We start from the raw sequence: 16,863 nt of genomic DNA on the forward strand, positions 1-16,863 counted from the left end.
CTCCCGGGTGGCTTCCGGGAAACCGGCCTTCATGCGGAGCTCCGTATTTTCTGGGTATGCGGAGGCCTCCATCCGGCGCCGCCCGCGGCCACCGGCAGCTGCCGGTGCCTGCGGCGCCTTAACATCTCGATCCGTCCGGCGACCTGGCGTGCCCGCAAGGCACTGCCTGGCCGGACCGTCCCCGGATGGGCTACCCATGAACCAGAAGATCTCCACCTCCCCCGACGGCTCCAGCCGGAGTTTCGTCACCGACGAACCGCGCACGGACCTCAGTACCGGCCGTCCGCTCATCAGCAACAAATTGTGGGCCGGCATGGCCGCGGCGGCCGTTGTGGCAGCTGTAGGTGTGGGCGCCATGGCCGCACCGCCCACCTCCCTCAGCGCAAGCACGACGCCGGCAGTCCAGGTTGCAGAGACCGCCGCACCACCGGCGCCAAGCACCGCTGCCCGCGGCGACGCCGTGGCCGCGGTCGCGGCCCAGGGAGCCGCAGCAGCTGCCGCACCGGCTGCAGAGGCAGCGCCTGCGCCGGCCGCCGAAGCGCCGGCAGCGCCCGAACCCGCTCCGGCACCAGCACCTGCGCCGCCCCCCGAACCTGCAGGTGATCCAAACCTGTACACGGTGGTCCCCGGCGATACCGTGGGCGCGATTGCCGCCAGCCACGGCGTGGACATGAACGGCATGCTTGCCGCGAACGGGCTCTCTGCCTACAGCACCATCTACCCCGGCCAGACCCTCCTGCTGACCGGCCCGGCTGTCGCCATGGCCGCTCCCGACCCTGCACCGGCACCGGCTCCCGCTGCTGCGCCGGCCCCGGCTCCCGCGGCCGCTCCCGCAGCGCCTGCGGTACGGACCATCTACGTGGCGGGCTCCGGCGGCCAGTCCATGGTGGACGCCTGCATCGGGCCCATCCACTACACCCCCAATGACGGCTACTCGCTCTTCATCACCGAGCATGATTTCTGCGGCGGATGGGCCCGGTTCTCCGGGATCAGCGTGGGTGAGACCGTGAGCATCCCCGGCTACGGAACCTTCACAGCCACCGGCCGCGGCACCGTCCCCAATCCCGGCACCACCAACGATGTGATCGCGGTCTTCGGCGGTTTCCCCCGGGCAATCCTGCAGACCTGCATCCCGGGCACCAGCCAGATGCTCCTGATCGCACTGAACTGACCCGGGTGGGCTGAAGCCGGCATTCAAAAGTCTGTCCGCGGGTCCGGACCTTCAGGGCCTGGATCCGCGGACAAGGCCATGACGCGCTGCCGGAGCTACACGCCGTGGCGCTCTGAAATATGCTCCACCAGTTCGCCTACGCGCTGCTCGGAGTAATTGCGGGCAATGTCGCCCTGGCTGATGATGCCCACGAGCTTGTGGTCGGAGATCACCGGAAGCCTGCGGACCTGATGCTGTTCCATCATGTCGATGGCTGCATCAACGTTGGCGTCGGCGTCAATGCAGTAGGGCTTGCCGGAAGCGAGTTCCCGGGCCATCATCTGGGCGGGGTCGCGGCCGGCGGCGACGCATTTGAGCACGATGTCACGGTCGGTGATCATGCCCTTCAATTTGCCGTCATCACCGCAGATGGGGAGGGCTCCGCAGTCGAGGTCCATCATCATCCGGGCCGCGTCCGCGAGGGACTCGTCTTCCCCAATGCATCGCGCATCAGTGGTCATGAATTCACGTACGGCACTCATTGAATCCTCCTTCATCGATGGAATATCGACGCAGGGCATCGGAGCACATGCGCCGATCCTGCCAGCCTACGCCCGTGCCAACAGGGTGTCGACGGCGGGTGGAGGCTTCTTTCGGAGTGTTCACGAGGAGTGCCGGCCAACAAAAAAACCTCCGGAACCTGGTGGTTCCGGAGGTTTTTCCTTGGGTGGCAGATGAGGGATTCGAACCCCCGTAGGCGTTGCCAGCTGATTTACAGTCAGCCCCCTTTGGCCGCTCGGGTAATCTGCCGAACTTCAAAAGAAGTACCCGCCGATGCAGTGTTGGGAAGCATCCGTTTCCGGCGCTTTCCGCTTCAGTAACCGCGGGCAAGACAACTTTACAGAACTTCCGGCGAAGAATCGAATCGGGTCCCGCACCACGCCAAATGACCCGGAATGTCGGCAAAAGTCAGACCCTACGCCTCACCAAGAATGCGTCCGGCCAGCTTGGCTTCGAAGCTGATGGCCTGCTCCTGGGTGATCTGGTTCAGCTGGACCGCCCTCTGCAGGTCTGCCCGGACGCCGTCCAGCCGGGAGGAGGCATCCGCCACCGGGCTGAGGACGATGGAGGCCGCCACCGCTGCCGCCGCCACCGAGGTTGCTGCCGTGGCCACCGCCCCTGCCGCTGCGGTTGTGGTCCGGGTGACATATTGGGCGGCTTTGCGGTGCATGGGGTTCCCTTCAACTGCGGTACTGCTTCTCCAACTCTCGCCACCCCTCCTTCATTCCGCCATTACGTCCGCTGAGAGGGAACTGTGAATCCCGCACCCCCACCCGGCAGGGCATCCGTACTAGGCTGGATGGCAGAGATCCCGGCCCTGTCCCCGCACAGGGCTCCCATCAACAAAGGAGAGTCATGGCAGGCGAGTCAACGTTCGACGTCGTAAGCAAAGTGGACAAGCAGGAGGTGGCCAACGCGCTCAACCAGTCGCAGAAGGAAATCGCCCAGCGCTACGACTTCAAGGGCGTGGGCGCCGAGATCGACTTCAGCGGCGAGAAGATCCTCATGAAGGCCAACTCGGAGGAACGCGTCAAGGCTGTCCTGGACGTCTTCCAGTCCAAGCTGATCAAGCGCGGCATCTCGCTGAAGTCGCTGGACGAGGGCGAGCCCTACGCCTCCGGCAAGGAGTACCGGCTGGAGGCCTCCATCAAGGAAGGCATTGCCCAGGACCTGGCCAAGAAGATCAACAAGCTGATCCGCGACGAAGGCCCCAAGTCGGTCAAGTCGCAGATCCAGGGCGATGAACTCCGGGTGTCCTCCAAGTCCCGCGACGACCTGCAGGCCACGATGGCCCTCCTCAAGGATTTTGACGAAGCCGACCTGCAGTTCGTGAACTTCCGCAGCTAGCCCTCCCGCGGTCGTTTTCGACGCGCAAGAGGATTCCCGCTACGCAGAAAGGCTGGCGCACCTGATATCCCGGGTGCGCCAGCCTTTTTGCGTGTCGCGGACGCCCTTGCACAGTGCTACCCCGAGGGTTGCCTGCCCCGGGGTACGGTATCCCTCGGGCGTAACGGCAGGCAATTACGGCACAGTTAGTTTGCGTAATAGCCGACGCCGGGTAATCTCTTTCTTAGGCCTTCCTAAGTAAGGCTTACCTGACTGAAAGAACATCATGACTGCCAACTTCCTGATCGGCCTGCGCGAAGGACTCGAAGCCACCCTGGTGGTGGTCCTCCTCATGGCCTACCTGGCGAAAACGGACCGCCGCCACCTCATCCCCCGGCTCTGGGTAGGCGTGGCAGCAGCGGTTACAGTGTCCGTCGCCTTCGGCGCCCTCCTCACCTTCGGGCCCAGGGGCCTCACGTTTGAAGCGCAGGAGGCGATCGGCGGCACCCTGTCCGTCGCCGCCGTCGGCCTCGTGACATGGATGGTCTTCTGGATGGCCCGCACCGCGAGGACCCTCGGCAGCGACCTGAAGACGCGCGTCGACAGATCCGCCGGCGGGGCCGGTTGGGGGCTGGCCGTAGTGGCTGCCATCGCGGTGGGACGCGAAGGCCTGGAGACGGCACTTTTCCTCTGGGCGGCTGCCAAGGCCACGGGCGAATCCACGCAGCCGCTCGTCGGGGCCCTCCTTGGCCTGGCCGCAGCCGCCGGCTTTGGCTACCTGCTGCACCGGGGCGTCCTGAAAGTGAACCTTTCCCGGTTCTTCACCTGGACCGGGGCCGCCCTGATCGTCATCGCGGGCGGCGTCCTGTCCTACGGCCTCCATGACCTGCAGGAGGCCGGGCTGCTTCCGGGCCTGCATTCCCTGGCCTTCGACATCAGCGGCGCCGTCCCGCCGTCGTCCTGGTACGGCACGCTCCTCAAGGGCACCCTCAACTTCTCCTCCGCCACCACCTGGCTGGAAGCCGCAGCCTGGCTCCTCTACGTGCTGCCGGTGCTGTTCCTGTACCTGCGCACCAACGGCAAAACTCCGGCTACCCCTGCCGGCTCCGGCACCACCGCCGCCCCCAAGGCCGCGGCCGCCGCCTAAATCCCCTTTCACCCGCACCTAAGGAATCCCCATGCCTGGCTTCAGCCTGCCCAAAATTAGCCCCTACGCCTTCCGCACCCGGCTTCCCGCCCTGGCTGCCGCCGTCGTCACCGTCCCGCTGGTCCTCACCGGGTGCACTGACAATACCCAGGCGGCGGACACCTCCGGAGGCACCATCGACGTGGTCAGCTCCAATACCGACTGCAACGTCTCCGCCGCCAGCGTGCCCAGCGGCAACCTCACGTTCTCGGTCAAGAACGAAGGAACCGAAGTCACCGAGTTCTACCTCCTGGCGGCGGACGGGCTGCGCATCATGGGCGAGGTGGAAAACATCGGCCCGGGACTGAGCCGCAACCTGGTGGTCACCGCCCCCGCCGGAACCTACACCACCGCGTGCAAGCCAGGCATGGAGGGCGACGGGATCAGGGCCGCCCTCGAAGTGACCCCGTCAAAAGACCAGCCGACGGCGGACGCGGACTTCCAGAAACTCCTGGACACGGCCAGCACGCAGTACGCGTCCTACGTCAAGGACCAGAGCGAGCAACTGCTTGCCGGCACCGAGCAGTTCGCCGCGGCCTTCACAGCGGGCAACACCGACCAAGCCCGCTCCCTCTACGCGGCAACGCGGCAGCACTGGGAACGGATTGAACCCGTCGCCGAGTCCTTCGGCGACCTGGACCCGAAACTTGACGCACGCGAGGCGGACCCGGAACCCGGCCAGGAGTGGACCGGCTGGCACCGTGCCGAAAAGGACCTGTTCCCGCCGGCCGCCTACACGGCCCTCACCGCTGCCGGGCGCTCGGCCATCGCGGACCAACTGGTGGCCGACACCAAGGACCTGGTGGAACGCACCCGCACCGTGGAAATCTCCGCTGACATGCTGGGCAACGGCGCCAAGGAACTCCTGGACGAGGTTGCCACCGGAAAAGTGACCGGTGAAGAGGAAGTCTGGTCCCACACGGACCTTTGGGACTTCCAGGCGAACGTGGACGGCGCCCGCATCGCGTTCGAGAACCTCAAGCCGGCCCTGCAGCTGAAGGACGCCGCTTTGGCCGCCTCGCTGGACGGGAAGTTCGCCGCGCTGCAGGCCGAACTTGCCACCCATGCCCAGGGGGCGGGCTTCACGTCCTATGACAAGCTGTCCCCTGAGCAGGTCCAGCGGCTCGCCTCACTGGTCGACGCCCTCGGAGAACCGCTGTCCCGGCTGACCGCGGCGGTGGTCCTGTGACCGGCTGCCCCTTTGGCGGTCGGCCGCCGGAGGCACCGGCTGAGGCACCTACGGATGCCTCGGAAGGGGAGAGCCCGACGCCGGGAGGCCGCCTGAGCAGGCGCGGCCTGTTTGGCATTGCCGGACTGGGCGGCGCCGCCGCCGGGCTCGCCGCGGGCTTCCTGGGACATGACGCCGTCGCGGCTTCTGCCGCCCCGGCACCTGACGCGGACAGCCCTGTTGTCCCCTTCCACGGTGACCACCAGGCGGGCATCACCACCCCCGCCCAGGACCGCCTCCACATTGCCGCGTTCGACGTCACCACCACCAAGCGTGAAGAGCTCATTCAACTGCTGAAGGACTGGACGCGGGCAGCGGAGGCGCTGACCGAAGGCCGCCCTGCAGGGACAACGGGCGCAGTGGACGGCCCCTACGGTGCTCCTCCCCAGGACACGGGCGAGGCCCTGGACCTGAACGCCGGGAAGCTGACCCTGACGTTCGGCTTCGGCGCCAGCCTGTTCGAGAAGGACGGCGTGGCCCGGTTCGGCCTGGACGGCAGGCGGCCGGAGGCCCTGATAGACCTACCTCACTTCCCGGGTGACGATCTGGACCCGGCCCGCAGCGGCGGCGACCTGGTAGTCCAGGCCTGCGCCGACGACCCCCAGGTGGCGGTCCATGCCATCCGGAACCTTGCCAGGATCGGCTTCGGAAAGGTGCGGGTCCGCTGGTCCCAGCTGGGCTTCGGCCGGACGTCCTCCACCTCCCGCGCGCAGCACACCCCGCGGAACCTCTTCGGCTTCAAGGACGGCACCGCCAACCTGAAAGTGGAAGATGAGCAACTGCTGGACCAGCATGTGTGGGCCCAAGCCGCCCGCCCGCAGGATGCCTGGATGGCGGGCGGCAGCTACCTGGTGGCGCGCCGGATCCGGATGCATATCGAAACGTGGGACCGCACCTCGCTGGGCGAACAGGAAGGCCTGATCGGCCGGACCAAGGGCACGGGCGCACCGCTCTCTGGCGGCGAGGAGTTCACCGAGCCGGACTTCAACCGTCAGGGCAAGGGCGGCAAACCGCTCATCCCGATCGATTCCCACGTCCGGATGGCCCACCCCAACCAGAACAGCGGAGTGCGGATGCTGCGCCGGGGCTACAACTACACCGACGGTTCCGACGGCGTGGGCCACCTCGACGCCGGCCTGCTCTTCATCGCGTTCGTCACCGATCCGCGGACGCACTACATCCCCATGCAGATGGCGATGGCCAAGGGCGACACCCTGGCCGTGGAGTACCTGAAGCACACGGGCTCGGGACTGTTCGCGGTTCCCGGCGGGGTCAAGCCCGGCGGGTACATCGGCGAGGGGCTCTTCACGTAGCCGGACCGCTCAAGCCGGCCCCGCCCCGCCGTCGTTCCCGACGCGCAAAAGGTTAACCGCTGCGCAAATAACCCGGCGCCCCCGGAATACCAGGTGCGCCAGGGATTTTGTGCAGCGAAAGCGAGGGTGCGCGTCGAAACAAAGGTGCGCGTCGCCACGCAGGCGTCCGACGGCGGGATCCCGGCTACACCTGCCGGCCCGCCATCCGCTCCAGCCGGACGATGCGGTCCCGCATTGGCGGGTGGGTGGCGAAGAGCTTGTTCATCGCGCCCCCGCGGAACGGGTTGGCGATCATCAGGTGCGAGGCGTTGACCAGCCGCTGGTCCTGCGGCAACGGGGCAAGGCTGACGCCGCGCTCAATCTTGCCCAGGGCTGAGGCGAGTGCCAGCGGATCCCCGGTGAGCTGCGAACCGTCCTCGTCGGCGTCGTACTCCCTGGTGCGGGAGATGGCCATCTGGATCAGCGACGCCGCGAAGGGCGCCAGCAGCGCCATGGCGATCATGGCCAGCGGGTTCGCGTTGCGCCGGTCCCCGCCGCCGAAGAACAGCAGCATCTGGCCAACCGACGTGATCACGCCGGCGACGGCGGCCGCGACCGATGAGGTGAGGATGTCGCGGTTGTAGACGTGCATCAGTTCGTGGCCCAGGACGCCGCGGAGTTCGCGCGCGTCCAGGAGCTGCAGGATGCCTTCCGTGCAGCAGACGGCCGCGTTTTTCGGGTTGCGGCCGGTGGCGAAGGCATTGGGGTTCATGGTGGGCGAGACGTAGATGCGCGGCATGGGCTGGTTGGCGCGCATGGAGAGCTCGCGGACGATCTGGTAGAGCTGCGGGGCCTGGGCTTCGGTCACCGGGAAGGCCTGCATGGACCGGATGGCGATCTTGTCGCTGTTCCAGTAGCCGTAGAACGTGGTGCCGACGCCGACCAGCGCCATGATCCAGATGGGCGCGGAGCTGCGGGTACCGACGCCGATGAGGCCGCCGAGGCCGAGGAGTACGGCCCAGAGCACCCCGAACAGTGCCGCCGTCTTCAGGCCGTTGTGATGGTTGTGCACGTTTCCTCCTTACTAAGGGAACGGCCGGCTAGGGCACCGGGTTCCGCGCATCGTATTTCCGGAAGCCCGGCTGCAGCTTCGCCGCCAGCCACGCCACCGCGATGCACAGCACACCGCCGAACAGCAGGACCCAGCCCTCACTCAAAATCCTAGTCGCGCCGCCGGCCAGCAGGTCACCGATCCGCGGTCCGCCGGCCACCACCACAATGAACACGCCCTGCAGCCGTCCGCGCAGGTGGTCCGGGGCTGCCGCCTGCAGGATGGTGTTCCGGAAGACGCTGCTGATCGAGTCGGCGATCCCGGCCAGGGCGCAGCAAAGTGCGGCGGGCAGCAGCCACACCGTCACCGTGCCGTCCGGCGCCCGGCCGGCAAGCAGCACCACCAGGCCGAACGCACCAATGGACGCGCCCCAGCCCATCACGGAGATGACGACGGCGGTCCCCTGGCGGCGCACCATGCCCAGCGGACCGGAGAACAGGCCGGCCAGGAAGGCCCCGACGGCGGTGCTGGCCAGCAGGATGCCCACGGTTGCCTCGCCGCCGCCGATCATGAGTGCGGCGACGGCGGGGAGCAGCGCCCGCGGCTGGGCAAGGACCATGGCCACGATGTCGATGATGAAGGTCATCCGGAGGTTGGGCCGCGTCCCCAGGAAACGGAACCCCTCAATGACGGAGCGGAGCCCTACCTTGCTGCGCGTGCCGGCGGGAGGCATGGGCGGGAGGCGGTAGACGGCCCAGAGGACGAAGGCGAAGCTGACAAAGTCGACGGTGTAGGTCCAGCCGAACCCGACCCACGCCACCAGGAGCCCGGCCAGCAGCGGCCCTGCCGTCATGGCAAGGCCCAGGGAGAGCATGCTCAGCGCGTTGGCCGCCGGCAGAAGTTCCTTGCGGATGAGCGTGGGGATGATGGCGCTGCGGGCCGGCTGATTGATGGCCTGGGCGCCGCTTTGCAGTGCCACCAGGAGGTACAGCACCCATACGTTGCCCAGGTGCAGCCAGGCCTGGAACGCGATCAGCCCTGTAGTCAGCCACAGCACCGTCGAGGCCAGGAGGGCGATGCGCCGGCGGTCATGGGCGTCGGCGATGGAGCCGCCCATCAGTCCACCCACAACGAGGGGAACCAGCGCGAAGATGCCCAGCAGTCCCACGTAGAAGCTGTCCTGGGTCAGGCGGTACACCTCGAGGCTGACGGCCACCAACGTGAGCTGGCTGCCGACGGCGGACACTGCCGATCCGAGCCACAGCCGGCGGAAGGAGGGGCTTTCCTTGAGCGGCGTGACATCGGCAAGTATTTTCCCCACCCCGCAACACTAGCGGGCGACACGGGAAGGTAAGCCAAGCCTTATTGTGAGTTAGTAATAATAAGTGTTTCAATGGAGCCATGATGGAGCACTTTGACGGCCAGGAAGCGTGGGCTGCAGCCCTGCGTGCCCACGGCCGCAGGGTGACCAAGCAGCGGCTCGCTGTACTCGCCGCCGTCGAACGCCACCCGCATTCCCCTGCCGAAAGCATCCTTGCCGCCGCCCGCGCCGAGCTGCCGGAACTGACGGCCCAGTCCGTATATGTGGTGCTCGGTGACCTGACGGACCTGCACATGCTGCGCCGGTTTGAGCCGCCGCACTCCCCCGCACTGTATGAGACGCGCGTGGGCGACAACCACCACCACGCCATCTGCATCAGCTGCGGCCGCGTGGAGGACGTGGACTGCGCCGTCGGCCATGCCCCCTGCCTCACGCCGCACTGGAACCCGGACGCCAAGCCCATGACCATCCAGATCGCGGATGTCATGTACCAGGGCATCTGCCAGGAATGCCAGCAGGCCCAGCAACTTCCTCCCCATAGTCCCTCGCAAGAAAAAGAGAAATAGGAGAACAATGACTGCCGTTTCCACAACCCAGTCAGGCGCGCCGGTTACATCCGACGCACACTCGAAGTCAGTTGGTGCCGACGGTGCCATCATTCTGACCGACCACTACCTTGTCGAAAAGCTCGCCCAGTTCAACCGTGAGCGGGTCCCGGAGCGCGTAGTGCACGCCAAGGGCGGCGGTGCATTCGGCACGTTCAAGACCACCGAGGACGTCTCCAAGTACACCAAGGCTGCATTCCTGCAGCCCGGCGTCGAGACCGAAATGCTCATCCGCTTCTCCTCCGTGGCCGGCGAAAACGGCTCCCCGGACACCTGGCGCGACCCCCGCGGTTTCGCCGTGAAGTTCTACACCACCGAGGGCAACTACGACCTCGTGGGCAACAACACGCCCGTCTTCTTCATCCGCGACGGCATCAAGTTCCCGGACTTCATCCACTCCCAGAAGCGCCTGCCGGGCACCCACCTGCGCGACGCCGACATGCAGTGGGACTTCTGGACCCTCTCCCCCGAGTCCGCACACCAGGTCACCTGGCTCATGGGCGACCGCGGCCTGCCCGCCTCCTGGCGTGAAATGCAGGGCTACGGTTCACACACCTACCAGTGGATCAACGAAGCCGGTGAGCGCTTCTGGGTGAAGTACCACTTCAAGTCCAACCAGGGCGTGAACTCCATGAGCTCCGAGCAGGCCGAACAGCTTGCCGGCTCCGACGCGGACTTCTACATCCGCGACCTGTCGGAGAACATCGAGGCCGGCAACTTCCCGTCCTGGGACCTGCACGTCCAGGTGATGCCTTACGAGGACGCCAAGACCTACCGCTTCAACCCGTTCGACCTGACCAAGGTGTGGCCGCACAGCGACTACCCGCTGATCAAGGTTGGCACCATGGAGCTGAACCGCAACCCGGAGAACTACTTCGCGCAGATCGAGCAGGCCACCTTCGCGCCGTCGAACTTCGTGCCCGGCATCGCTGCCTCCCCGGACAAGATGCTGCAGGCCCGCATCTTCTCCTACGCGGACGCACACCGCTACCGCGTGGGCACCAACCACGCCCAGATCCCGGTGAACCAGCCAAAGAACCAGGTGAACAACTACAGCCAGGACGGCCAGGGACGCTTCCTGTTCAATGCCCCTTCCGTTCCCGTGTATGCCCCCAATACGTTTGGTGGACCGTCTGCACTTGAGCCGCAGAACCCGGCCGGCGGCTGGGAGAACGACGGCGAACTGACCCTTTCCGCGCACTCCCTCCACGCCGAGGACGGCGACTTCGTCCAGGCCGGCACGCTGTACCGCGAGGTCTACAACGAAGCCGAGAAGGCCCGCTTCCTGGAGACCATCACCGGCGCCGTGGGCGGCGTGAAGCGCTCCGACATCAAGGAGCGCGCCATCCAGTACTGGACCAATGTCGACGCCGAACTGGGCGCCAAGCTGCGCGCCAACCTGGGCGCAGCTGATGCACCTTCGGCTCCCACCTCGGACGCGGAGTCCGCCAACAAGGTTGGCTGACCAGGCTTCCTGTCCGCTGAACTGAAAGACCACCCCGTCACGGGTTTTCCGTGGCGGGGTGGTCTTTTTGCTGCCGCGTTTTGCACATACGGTCCTGGTTCCCTGGCCTGCCCGCGGGCCCGGCCCTAGGCTCCAGGCATGGACACTTTTGCAGGCATTCCCCCGGAAGCCTTCCGCTTCTATGAGGAGCTGGAAGGCAACAACAACCGCGAGTGGTGGCTGGCGCACAAGGACACGTACCAGGCCGCTGTCAAGGAACCCCTTGCCCGGCTGCTTACTGGACTGGAGCCGGAGTTCGGGGCGGCCAAACTGTTCCGCCCCTACCGCGACGTCCGGTTCTCCCGGGACAAGTCGCCTTATAAGACCGCCCAGGGCGCCTTCGCCACCCGGCAGGAAGGGGTGGGCTATTACCTTCAGGTCAGCGCGGACGGCCTGCTGGTGGGAGGCGGCTACCGCTCCCACACGCCGGCGCAGCTCGCCAGGTTCCGGGCTGCCGCCGATGCCTCCGGAAGCGGTGCGGCGCTGCAGGAGATCGTGGAGTCGATCGCAGCCGCGGGCTTCAGCATTGAGGGCGAAAAGCTCAAGACGGTCCCCCGCGGCTTCGACCGGGAACACCCCCGCGCCGAGCTCCTCAAGCACAAGACCCTGTACGCCGGATCGCAGCTGGGCGTGCCCGGGTGGGTGTCCTCGGAAGCGGCCGCGGAGGAGATTGCGGCCCGCTGGCGGCAGCTGCGTCCGCTGGTGGAGTGGGTGGGCAGGCATGCGGGGCCGTAACCGGCCCGGAACTCTGACCCAGCGGGAACACCCCGGGCCCGGGATACAGGGATGGGCCGGAACTGCGGACCGGCCGGAGATGCCGCTGCCCGCCCGGCACAGGCCGGACGGGCAGTTCAACAGCAGGAGCTGCGGGCCGTCAGGTGCGGCTCAGCTCCTCCTCGTCATCAGACTCGGCGGCAACGCGGGGAGCGGTGCCGTTGACGCTCGCGGTTGCGCCGGCGAAGCGCTCATTGAGCCGTGAGTGGCGCTGGCCGTAGGCGAAGTAGATCGCCAGGCCCAGGACCAGCCAGAAGGCAAAGAAGATCCAGGTCTCCACGGCCAGGTTGGTCATCAGGTACAGGCACAGCACGGCAGAGACGATGGGAAGCACCTTGCCGAACGGCACGCGGAAGGCAGGCTTCAGGTCCGGCCGCTTCTTCCGGAGCACCAGGATGCCCAGGCTGACCACCACGAAGGCGGAGAGGGTGCCGATGTTGATCATTTCCTCGAGCAGGTCCACGTTGGTGAGGCCGGCCACCAGGGCAACCGCGGCACCGCAGATGATCTGCAGGCGAACCGGGGTCGAACGCTTGTCGCTGGTCTTGGACAGCGCGCGCGGCAGCAGGCCGTCGCGGCTCATGGCCAGCACCACGCGGGACAGGCCCATGAGGAGCACCATGATCACGGTGGTCAGGCCCACCAGGGAACCAAAGGCGATGACCTTGGCGGCGGACGTGTCGCCTACGGCTTCGAAGGCGGTGGTGAGGGTGGGGCTCTTGGCTTCGGCCAGCTTGGTGTAGGAGACCATGCCGGTCAGGGCAAGGGAGACGAGGATGTACAGCAGCGTCACCAGGGCCAGGCCGCCGAAGATGCCGCGCGGCAGGGTTTTCTGCGGGTTCTTCACCTCCTCGGCTGAGGTGGCCACCACGTCGAAGCCGATGAAGGCGAAGAACACCAGTGCGGCACCGGCGAAGATGCCCATGGTGCCGTACTGTGCGGGGGCTGCGCCGGTGAGGAAGCCGAAGAAGGACTGCTTCAGAACGTCTGCGGCGCCGGTGCCGGCGGTGGGCTCGGCAGCGGGAACGAACGGCGTGTAGTTCTCGAACTTCACGTAGGTGAAGCCCACCACGATCACGAACAGCACCACGGCAATCTTGATCAGGGTGAAGATGTTGCCCACGCGGGCGGACAGCTTGGTGCCCAGCACCAGCAGCACGGTGAAGATGGCCACGATCAGGAAGGCGCCCCAGTAGAGGTCCACCCCGCCCAGCGAGATGGACGGCGGGACGTCGAGTCCGGTGAGGGCGAAGACCTTGCTCAGGTAGATGCCCCAGTACTTGGCGATCACGGCCGCGGCGGTGAACAGCTCAAGGATCAGGTTCCAGCCGATGATCCAGGCAAGGAGTTCGCCCATGGTGGCGTACGTGAAGACGTAGGCGGAGCCCGCCACGGGGATGGCGGTGGCAAACTCGGCGTAGCACATGATGGCCAGCGCACAGGTTACAGCTGCGATGGCGAAGGAGAGCGTCACGGCAGGGCCGGCGAAGTTGGCCGCGGCCTTCGCGCCAACCGAGAAGATGCCGGCACCGACAGCAACGGCGACGCCCATGATCATGAGGTCCCAGGTGCTGAGGGAACGCTTGAGTTTGCGTCCGGGCTCATCGGCGTCGGCGATCGACTGCTCGATGGATTTTGTCCGCAGAAGATTCATAGGGGGTCACAATCCTGGTTTGTGAGGGAAACAGACCTATCAACGATAGTGTCCATCCACTGGACGGCCCCAATCGTCCCGAATAGTGAGACGGCCCCTTTGCCGAACATTCTTCTGCCAACGCACTCGGGGCCCTCCGAATGGAGAGCCCCGAGTGGCCGTTGATCGAACTTCCTAGGCAGGCCAGTTTATCAGTGTTGACCGGATCAGGAAGCGTTTACCTTCAGGCGCTTCAACGGAAAAGCCGCTCCCCCTGCCGGGCACCACGTCAACCGTGAGGTGGGTGTGGCTCCAGTAGTTGAACTGCTCCCTGGACATCCAGAACTCAAGCGGCATGGGCTGGAGGCCGCCGGACAGGTCGAACAGCCCCAACAGGACATCCGAGTCGCCCGTGATGAACTCCCCGGCCGGGTAGCACATGGGCGAGGACCCGTCGCAGCAGCCGCCGGACTGGTGGAACATGAGCGGGCCGTGCCGGTCCCACAGCATCCGCAGCAGGTCCACCGCGGCCGGCGCGAGCGCAACCCGGGAAAAATCTTCCCCGGGCAGCGTCACGGCGGCGTCGAGTCCTTCCGCCGGCATCAGAACCTCAGCACCACGCGACCGTCGATCTTGGCGTGCTTCATCTCATCGAGCACGGCATTGACCTCCGACAGTTCCCGCACGGACACGGTGGGGTGGATCTTCCCCCGGGCATAGAAGTCCAGGGCTTCCTCCATGTCCTGCCGGGTGCCGACGATCGAGCCGCGGACCGTCAGTCCCTTGAGCACAATCTCGAAGATCGGCGCCGGGAAATCCCCCGGCGGCAGTCCGTTGAACACGATGGTGCCGCCGCGGCGGGCCATCCCAATGGCCTGTCCGAACGCTGACGGGTGCACCGCAGTGACCAGAACTCCATGGCAGCCTCCTGTCTCCCGCTGGATCACCTCCGCCGGGTCCTCATGCAGGGCGTTGACCGTGAGTTCAGCACCGTGGGCCTTGGCCAGGGCCAGTTTGTCGTCGGCGATGTCCACGGCCGCAACCCGGAGTCCCATGGCCACGGCATACTGGACAGCGATGTGGCCCAGGCCGCCGATGCCGGAAATGGTGACCCACTGGCCCGGCCGGGCCTCGGTCATCTTCAGGCCCTTGTAGACGGTGACGCCGGCGCAAAGCACCGGCGCCACTTCGACGGGGTCGGATCCCGCCGGTATGCGCGCCGCGAAACGGGAGTCCACCAGCATGTACTCCCCGAAGGAGCCGTCCACGCTGTACCCGCCGTTCTGCTGCGCCTCGCAAAGTGTTTCCCACCCGGTGCGGCAGTACTGGCAGTCGCCGCAGGCTGACCACAGCCACGCGTTGCCCACCACGTCGCCGACGGCGAGGCCGGAAACCCCCTCACCCAGGGCCACTACTTCACCCACGCCCTCGTGCCCGGGCACGAACGGAGGGGAGGGTTTGACCGGCCAGTCGCCTTCCGCTGCGTGGAGGTCGGTGTGGCAGACCCCGGTGGTCAGGACCTTGACCAAGGCCTGACCCGGCCCCGGCGTGGGGACGTCGAGGGTCTGGACCTGCAGGTCCGTGCCGAATTCGGTTACTACTGCTGCTTGCATTGTCGTCGTCATTGGCGAAATCCTTGCGTCGTTGTAGTGGTACGGCCCGGCCTAGAAGAAGCCGAGCTTGTTTTCGTCGTAGCTGACCAGGAGGTTCTTGGTCTGCTGGTAGTGGTCCAGCATCATGGCGTGGTTCTCACGGCCGATGCCGGAGGACTTGTAGCCGCCGAACGCGGCCCCTGCCGGGTAGGCGTGGTAGTTGTTGACCCAGACGCGTCCGGCCTGGATCTCGCGGCCGGCGCGGTAGGCCACGTTGCCGTTGCGGGACCAGACGCCCGCGCCCAGGCCGTAGAGGGTGTCGTTGGCAATGCCCATGGCGTCGTTGTAGTCACTGAACTTCGTCACCGCCACCACCGGGCCGAAGATCTCCTCCTGGAAGATCCGCATCCGGTTGTGGCCCTCAAACACCGTGGGCTGGACGTAGAAGCCGCCGGCGAGGTCGCCCGGCAGTTCTGCACGCGCGCCGCCGGTGAGCACCTTGGCACCTTCCTGCTTTCCGATGTCGATGTAGGACAGGATCTTTTCCAGCTGGTCGTTGGAGGCCTGCGCGCCTACCTGGGTTTCGGTGTCCAGGGGGTTGCCCTGGATCATCTTCTCCACCCGTGCCACGGCGTCGGCCATGAAGGATTCATAGATGTCTTCCTGGACCAGTGCCCGCGACGGGCAGGTGCAGACTTCGCCCTGGTTGAAGGCGAACAGCGCGAAGCCCTCCTGGGCCTTGTCGTAGAAGGCGTCGTTTTCCTGGGCAACGTCGTTGAAGAAGATGTTGGGGCTCTTGCCGCCCAGTTCCAGGGTGACGGGGATGAGGTTCTGGCTGGCGTACTGGCTGATGAGCCGGCCGGTGGTGGTTTCACCGGTGAAGGCAATCTTCCGGATCCGGGAGCTGGATGCCAGTGGCTTGCCGGCCTCCACGCCGAACCCGTTGACCACGTTGATCACGCCGGCGGGCAGCAGGTCCCCGATCAGTTCCATCAGCACCAGGATGGACGACGGCGTCTGCTCTGCGGGCTTGAGGACCACGGTGTTGCCGGCGGCGAGCGCGGGCGCAAGCTTCCAGACGGCCATCAGGATGGGGAAGTTCCAGGGGATGATCTGGCCCACCACGCCGAGCGGTTCGTGGAAGTGGTAGGCGGTGGTGTTGTCATCGAGCTGGGACAGGCTGCCCTCCTGGGCGCGAACCGCTGAGGCGAAGTAGCGGAAGTGGTCCGAGGCCAGCGGCAGGTCGGCGTTGAGGGTTTCCCGGATGGGCTTGCCGTTGTCCCAGGTTTCGGCCACGGCGAGCATCTCGAGGTTTTCGTCGATGCGGTCGGCGATCTTGTTCAGGACGGCGGCGCGTTCCGCCACGGAGGTCTTGCCCCAGGAGGGTGCGGCCTTGTGTGCCGCGTCCAGGGCGAGCTCGATGTCCTCAGCCGTGCCGCGTGCCACCTGGCAGAACGCCTTGCCCGTCACGGGGGTGACGTTTTCGAAGTACTCGCCCTTCACCGGGGCCACCCATTCGCCGCCAATCCAGTTTTCGTACCGGTCCTTGAAGGTGACCTTCGAACCGTCGGTTCCCGGCTGTGCGTAAACGGTCATTGCTTAGCTCCTTTGCTGTGCAGAAGGCTGGCCCGTAGGGGCGC

The 16,863-nt window shown here is 66.3% G+C and carries 16 protein-coding genes and 1 tRNA gene; 8 read left to right on the plus strand and 9 right to left on the minus strand.

Translation table 11 applies throughout. The features are described 5' to 3' along the window. The first annotated feature begins 196 nt into the window (after positions 1-196). The gene (locus tag J2X98_RS04125; protein WP_307304522.1) at positions 197-1,171 is read left to right on the plus strand and encodes a LysM peptidoglycan-binding domain-containing protein; all 975 of its coding nucleotides are present in this window, start codon (positions 197-199) and stop codon (positions 1,169-1,171) included. A 95-nt stretch (positions 1,172-1,266) separates the two neighbouring features. Here J2X98_RS04125 and J2X98_RS04130 read toward each other — a convergent pair whose 3' ends face one another. The 3 genes from J2X98_RS04130 to J2X98_RS04140 all read right to left on the minus strand — a co-directional run bounded on the left by J2X98_RS04130 (position 1,267) and on the right by J2X98_RS04140 (position 2,381). Continuing rightward, positions 1,267-1,692: a CBS domain-containing protein gene (locus J2X98_RS04130; RefSeq protein ID WP_307304524.1), complete on the minus strand. Its 426-nt coding sequence runs from the start codon at positions 1,690-1,692 to the stop codon at positions 1,267-1,269. 186 nt (positions 1,693-1,878) lie between these two features. Next, positions 1,879-1,960, minus strand: a tRNA-Tyr gene (locus tag J2X98_RS04135). A 166-nt stretch (positions 1,961-2,126) separates the two neighbouring features. After that, entirely contained in the window at positions 2,127-2,381 is a 255-nt protein-coding gene (locus tag J2X98_RS04140; protein WP_141942868.1) for a hypothetical protein, read from the minus strand. 185 nt (positions 2,382-2,566) lie between these two features. Between J2X98_RS04140 and J2X98_RS04145 the strand changes: the two genes are divergently transcribed. From J2X98_RS04145 to efeB, 4 genes are all read left to right on the plus strand, one after another. After that, complete coding sequence (locus tag J2X98_RS04145) at positions 2,567-3,058, plus strand: YajQ family cyclic di-GMP-binding protein (RefSeq protein ID WP_141942870.1); 492 nt, start codon at positions 2,567-2,569, stop codon at positions 3,056-3,058. 265 nt (positions 3,059-3,323) lie between these two features. Next, positions 3,324-4,184: an iron uptake transporter permease EfeU gene (efeU, locus tag J2X98_RS04150; protein ID WP_307304529.1), complete on the plus strand. Its 861-nt coding sequence runs from the start codon at positions 3,324-3,326 to the stop codon at positions 4,182-4,184. 31 nt (positions 4,185-4,215) lie between these two features. Further along, positions 4,216-5,412, plus strand: coding sequence for an iron uptake system protein EfeO (gene efeO, locus J2X98_RS04155; protein WP_307304531.1), 1,197 nt, complete (start codon positions 4,216-4,218; stop codon positions 5,410-5,412). Then, complete coding sequence (gene efeB, locus J2X98_RS04160) at positions 5,409-6,764, plus strand: iron uptake transporter deferrochelatase/peroxidase subunit (RefSeq protein WP_307304534.1); 1,356 nt, start codon at positions 5,409-5,411, stop codon at positions 6,762-6,764. Before efeO ends, efeB begins: the two co-directional genes overlap by 4 nt. A gap of 184 nt (positions 6,765-6,948) precedes the next feature. Here the strand turns inward: efeB and htpX are convergent, their stop codons facing one another. Next, positions 6,949-7,815 (minus strand): zinc metalloprotease HtpX, encoded by an 867-nt coding sequence (htpX, locus tag J2X98_RS04165; protein WP_141942876.1) that lies wholly within the window; start codon positions 7,813-7,815, stop codon positions 6,949-6,951. Positions 7,816-7,843: 28 nt separating this feature from the next. Then, positions 7,844-9,115 (minus strand): MFS transporter, encoded by a 1,272-nt coding sequence (locus J2X98_RS04170; RefSeq protein WP_307304538.1) that lies wholly within the window; start codon positions 9,113-9,115, stop codon positions 7,844-7,846. 80 nt (positions 9,116-9,195) lie between these two features. Here J2X98_RS04170 and J2X98_RS04175 point away from each other — a divergent pair, with 80 nt between their 5' ends. The 3 genes from J2X98_RS04175 to J2X98_RS04185 all read left to right on the plus strand — a co-directional run bounded on the left by J2X98_RS04175 (position 9,196) and on the right by J2X98_RS04185 (position 11,959). Beyond that, the gene (locus J2X98_RS04175; RefSeq protein ID WP_018769037.1) at positions 9,196-9,681 is read left to right on the plus strand and encodes a Fur family transcriptional regulator; all 486 of its coding nucleotides are present in this window, start codon (positions 9,196-9,198) and stop codon (positions 9,679-9,681) included. A 7-nt stretch (positions 9,682-9,688) separates the two neighbouring features. Then, on the plus strand, positions 9,689-11,185 hold the full coding sequence (locus tag J2X98_RS04180) for a catalase (RefSeq protein ID WP_307304543.1): 1,497 nt from the start codon (positions 9,689-9,691) through the stop codon (positions 11,183-11,185). 138 nt (positions 11,186-11,323) lie between these two features. Next, positions 11,324-11,959, plus strand: coding sequence for a DUF2461 domain-containing protein (locus tag J2X98_RS04185; protein WP_307304546.1), 636 nt, complete (start codon positions 11,324-11,326; stop codon positions 11,957-11,959). A gap of 139 nt (positions 11,960-12,098) precedes the next feature. On the opposite strand, the gene J2X98_RS04190 is transcribed toward J2X98_RS04185, so the two are convergent. The 4 genes from J2X98_RS04190 to exaC all read right to left on the minus strand — a co-directional run bounded on the left by J2X98_RS04190 (position 12,099) and on the right by exaC (position 16,819). Further along, positions 12,099-13,652, minus strand: a complete 1,554-nt coding sequence (locus tag J2X98_RS04190) for an amino acid permease (protein ID WP_141942885.1) — start codon at positions 13,650-13,652, stop codon at positions 12,099-12,101. A gap of 174 nt (positions 13,653-13,826) precedes the next feature. Then, positions 13,827-14,234, minus strand: a complete 408-nt coding sequence (locus J2X98_RS04195; RefSeq protein WP_307304550.1) for a DUF779 domain-containing protein — start codon at positions 14,232-14,234, stop codon at positions 13,827-13,829. Continuing rightward, positions 14,234-15,256, minus strand: a complete 1,023-nt coding sequence (gene adhP / locus J2X98_RS04200; protein WP_307304553.1) for an alcohol dehydrogenase AdhP — start codon at positions 15,254-15,256, stop codon at positions 14,234-14,236. The genes J2X98_RS04195 and adhP overlap by 1 nt, the downstream gene beginning before the upstream one ends. 39 nt (positions 15,257-15,295) lie before the next feature. Next, positions 15,296-16,819 carry an acetaldehyde dehydrogenase ExaC gene (gene exaC / locus J2X98_RS04205; RefSeq protein ID WP_307304555.1) on the minus strand — a complete coding sequence of 508 codons (1,524 nt, stop codon included), beginning with the start codon at positions 16,817-16,819 and terminating at the stop codon, positions 15,296-15,298. Between the last annotated feature and the right edge of the window lie 44 nt (positions 16,820-16,863).

It is taken from the genome of Pseudarthrobacter enclensis (genome assembly GCF_030811655.1).
Classification (GTDB): Bacteria; Actinomycetota; Actinomycetes; order Actinomycetales; family Micrococcaceae; genus Arthrobacter; species Arthrobacter enclensis_A.